This window comes from Longimicrobium sp. (assembly GCF_036387355.1).
Taxonomy (GTDB): Bacteria; Gemmatimonadota; Gemmatimonadetes; order Longimicrobiales; family Longimicrobiaceae; genus Longimicrobium.
Window position 1 is genome coordinate 1 of the sequence record NZ_DASVTX010000575.1, and the last position, 4,685, is coordinate 4,685.

The window sequence follows — 4,685 nt, forward strand, 5'->3', positions numbered from 1 at the left end:
CTTTGCCCCGCCCCGCCGGACGGCGACGTCATCCCCCTCCCCCCGCCGCCGGCTGGCTCCGGCAACGAACTGGTGGGGAGCAGCCCCGCGCTGGTGGAAGCGTTCAAGACGGTGGGCCGGGTGGCGGCGAGCGCCGCCACCGTGCTGGTGACGGGGGAATCGGGAACGGGCAAGGAGCTGGTGGCGCGCGCGCTGCACGCGGCGAGCGGGCGGGCGGCCGGCGCGTTCGAGGCCGTCAACTGCGCGGCCATTCCCGAAGACCTGCTGGAAAGCGAGCTGTTCGGGCACGAGCGCGGCGCGTTCACCGGCGCCATCGCGCGCAAGGTGGGCCGCTTTGAGCGGGCCAACGGCGGCACCCTGTTCCTGGACGAGATCGGGGACATGAGCCTGGTGCTGCAGTCCAAGATCCTCCGGGCCCTGCAGGAGCGGGAGATCGAGCGGCTGGGCGGCGGGGAGCGCATTCGCCTGGACGTGCGCGTGGTGGCGGCTACCCACCGCGACCTGCCGTCGCTGATGGCCTCGGGCGACTTTCGCGAAGACCTGTTCTACCGCCTGGCGGTCGTCCGGCTTCACCTGCCGCCCCTGCGCGAGCGCCCGGGCGACGTGCGGGCGCTGGCGCTGCACTACGCCACGCGCTTTGCGGGGGAGCACGGGCGCGCGCTGCGCGGCATCTCCCGCGCGGCGCTGCGCAGCCTGGAAGCGCACGCGTGGCCCGGCAACGTCCGCGAACTGCGCAACGTGCTGGAGCGCGCGGTGCTGCTGGCGCCGGGCGACGTGCTGCAGGCCGGTCACCTGCAGCTGGGCCCCGCGGCACCCCCGCCCCCCGCGGCGGAGGGCGCCGCGGACCCGCTCCCCGGCTACTCCGCGGAAATGACGATGGCGCAGGTGGAGGCGCTCCACATCGGGGCGGTGCTGCGGCGGGTGAACGGGCACTTCGGGCGCGCCGCGGAGATCCTGGACATGCACCGCAACACCGTTTCGCGCAAAGCCACCGAGTACGGCGTCCTCCCGGATTGATCCGGCCCCGCGCCGCCCTCTCCCCCCGCCTGCCGTTTCCCGCGGCACGATGTCACAAAAAGCAGCAACACCCTCGTCGCCGAGCATTCCCGGCTCCGCGAAAATCTCAGTGTTCATGCGGACTTCCGCACGCGGGACGATGGAACGCCGGGTGCACGGACAGGCCGCATGAACGCAGCCGACCGCTCATCCAACAACCCCGCGTGACCCGGCGAGCCCTCCGGATCGACACCGCGCTCAAGGCCATCCCCGACACGGATGACCTCGCGCCCCTGCGCCAGGCGCTGCTGTCCGCGTCGCACGCGGAGGGCGGGGCGGCGTGGGGCCTGGAGGAAGACCACCGCACCCTGGGCACCCGCCTCGCCGACCCGGCCGCGCTGGAACGCCGGATCGAGGCGCTCGCGGAGCGGGTTCGCCTGCGCGTGGAGGGGGTGATGCGCCACACCGTGCGGGCCCTGGCCGCGCTGGAGCGGGGGGATGCGGCCGAAGGCGGGGAGCACCTGGTGGCCGCGGGTGAATTGGAGGAGGGCGCGGGGCGGCTGGAGCAGGCCCGGGAGTTCTACGAGCGGGCGCTGGACCTGGGCCGCAAGCCGCGCGACCGCCGGGGAGAGGGGCTGGCGCTGCGCAGGCTGGGGCGCGTCGCCCGTGCCATGGGCGAGTGGGAGCTGTCCGCCAGGCGATACCGTGAAAGCTACGACGTGTCTCTCGCCCAGCGGGACGACATGGGCGCGGTGGTGGCGTGCCAGGGGCTGGGCAACGTAAGAGTGGACCAGAGCCGCTGGAGCGAGGCGCGGGAGTGGTACCATTGCGGGGTGGAGCGCTGCCCGGCACTCCCGCCCCGCGCGGAGTACGTGCACCTTTGCCTGGGCCTTTCCGTGGTGGAACGGCGCCTGGGCGCCCTGGACGCCGCCGCGGAGTGGCTGGCGCGCGGGGAGAAAACGGCCCGCGCGCTGGGCGGCGGCCTGATGCCGTACCTGGACCACGCCTGGGGGCGGCTGCACCTGGCGCGGGGCGAGGCCGCGGAGGCGGAAGCGGCCTTTGGCCGGGCGCTGGGGCGGGAGCTGGACCCGGTGATGCGCGTGGCGGTGCTGGTGGGGCTTTCCGAACCCCTTCTTCTCCAGGGCCGCACCCGCGAAGCGCTGGCCGCCGCGCGCGACGCCGAGGCGCTGGCCATCCACTCCCGCGCGGTGCTGCGGCTGCCCGACGTGTACCGGGCCCTGGGCGCGGCCTCCGCGGCGCGCGGCGACCCGGAAGCCTACCTGTTCTACGAGCAGGCGCTGGAAGTGTGCCGGGAGCACCGGCTGCCGGCGTGGGAAGTGGCCGCCACGCAGCAGCACTACGGCGGGCTGGAGGCACGGCGGGGGGATCGCGAGGCCGCCGCCGCGCGGCTCGGGGAGGCGCACCGCCTCTACACCGGGCTGGGTGCGCGGAGGGAGGCGGAGGAGGTGGCGCAGGAACTGGGGCGCGTGGGCGCCGCGGTGAACGACAACGCACGGGGGCTGGCGGTATGAGAATGATTGCGGGCGCGCTGGCGCTGCTTGTGGGATTGCTGGCCGCGGGATGCAACGGCGAAGTGGTGATCGGCGGCCAGAAGCCCGCGCGCGTCCTGGTGGTTTCGGGCGACCTGCAGGCCGACACCGTCGGCCGGGAGCTCAAGCAGCCCCTGGTGGTGCGCGTGGTGGACGACAGGGACAAGCCCATCAGGAACCAGCTGGTCAACTTTGTGGTCACCGCGGGCGGCGGATCGGTGTTCGCCGGATCGGCCCTGACCAACGCCGACGGCGAGGCGCGCGAGCGCTGGACCCTGGGCCCGGTGGCCGGAGACACGCAGCGCGTGGAGGCCCGCGCCGTGGACCCCGCGACGGGGGAGGCCCTCGTGTTCGCCACCTTCCGCGCCGTCGGCGTGCGCGACGCCGCCGCCGCGCTGGCGGCCGCGGGGCCCACCTCCTTCAGCGGAACCGCGCAGGACCCGGTCGCCGACTCGCTGGCGGTCCGGGTGGCGGACCGCTTCGGGAACCCCGTGCCCGGGGTGGCGGTGACGTGGGAATCCACCACGGGCGGGGGAACGCTCTCCCCGGCCAGTTCGGTCACGGGGCCATCCGGCATCGCCCGTTCGCGGTGGACGCTGGGCGCGCAGGTGGGCACACAGTCGGCGCGGGCCACGGCCGTTGGACAGGTGGTCACCTTTACCGCGGCGGCGGCTCCGCTGCCGGCCGCCTCGCTCGAGATCTCGCCGCGCGCCGTGACCTTTGCTTCGCTCGGGGAGCGGACGACGCTCACAGTGGTGGCGCGCGACCGCACCGGCGCCGCGGTCGGCGGAGTGCCGGTCATGCTGATCTCCGAAAACGCGGCGGTGGCCGGGCTGGACGGGTCCTCCACCGTGGTGGCCAGCGGCAACGGCACCACGCGCGTCATCGCGAGCGCCGGGGCGCTTCGCGACACGGCGGTCATCACGGTTCAGCAGGTGCCTGCGGGCGTCTCGGTCGCGGGCGGAGTGTGGCTCGTGGCACCCGACACTCCCGTCCCCGCCGCGAGGGCTGTGGTCACCGACGCGGAGGGGCGCCCCATTGCCGGCGTCGCGGTCACGTGGACGGTCACCTCGGGGGGCGGCACCGTGGCGGCCCCGGCGACGATCACCGGGACCGACGGGGTGGCTTCGGTGGATTGGCGGCTGGGCGGCGGAGCGGGCGTGCAGACCCTTCGCGCGCAGGCGGGCTCCCGGTCGGCCACCGTGAGCGCCAGGCTGCGGCTTCCGGGATACGTCTTCGTTCAGTCAGGCCCCGTGCTGGTGCAGCCCGGCTCCGCCAACACCTACACGGTTGAAGTCCGCGACTCGTCCAACCAGTCGCTGCCGAACACGGCCGTCACCTGGTCGGTGTCGGGCCCGGCCACCATCACCTCCGTCTCGGGCCGCACCGGTGCGGACGGTCGCGCGCAGGCCACGCTCACGGCGGGCTCCGCGGGTTCCAACTTCACCATCCGGTACCGCGCCGGCACCGTGGAGGGGACCATCGAGGTGGAGATTGCGAACCCCATCACCATCTCGAACGTCCTGCCGAACGACACGAATGGCGCGACCGTGTACCAGTCGTACGTTACCGCGCGGATCGCGTCGTCCGCGGGCGCCATCACGTCGGCCCGCCTTTCCATGGCGGGGCGGCAGGCGGCGATGCAGTACGATGATACAACCGGTCTCTGGAGGGGCTCCGTGGATCTGCGGGGGGTGCCGGGCGGGATCCTGGACGGCGTGCTCACGTCCACCGACGCGGCGGGCAACCAGCGCCAGTACCTGTACACCATCCGGCACAACCCCAACCCCGTGGTGATGATCGTGGAACCGGCGGGCGACACGGTGACCGCCACGGGCACTCTCCGCGTGCGGGTCACGTGCACGGGGCTCAATTCCGACGGCGCAAACGTCTGCCCCACGCTGTGGTCCACATTGTGGGCCAATTCCACCCAGGTCGTCGCATACGCGCAGGGCCGTTCGGAGATCGTCGCTGACGTGCCTCTTCCCGCGGGGGCGTCCTCCGTAAGGATTCTCGTGAGCTGGTCGGACTTCCGGGGCGCCTACTACGACGCCCGCGACGAGTTGATCGTCAACGTGCCCTGATCCGCGGCGGGGACGAACGGAAGCGGCCGGGCGAGTGCATCGCCCGGCCGCTTTC

Annotated in this window: 3 protein-coding genes; all 3 read left to right on the forward strand. The window is 73.6% G+C overall.

Annotation, left to right across the window (positions count from 1 at the left end):
* On the forward strand, positions 1-1,017 hold a 1,017-nt coding region (locus tag VF665_RS25095), incomplete at its 5' end, for a sigma-54 dependent transcriptional regulator (protein WP_331056238.1).
* A gap of 203 nt (positions 1,018-1,220) precedes the next feature.
* Positions 1,221-2,528: a tetratricopeptide repeat protein gene (locus VF665_RS25100; protein ID WP_331056239.1), complete on the forward strand. Its 1,308-nt coding sequence runs from the start codon at positions 1,221-1,223 to the stop codon at positions 2,526-2,528.
* On the forward strand, positions 2,525-4,630 hold the full coding sequence (locus VF665_RS25105) for an Ig-like domain-containing protein (protein ID WP_331056240.1): 2,106 nt from the start codon (positions 2,525-2,527) through the stop codon (positions 4,628-4,630). Before VF665_RS25100 ends, VF665_RS25105 begins: the two co-directional genes overlap by 4 nt.
* Positions 4,631-4,685 lie beyond the last annotated feature (55 nt).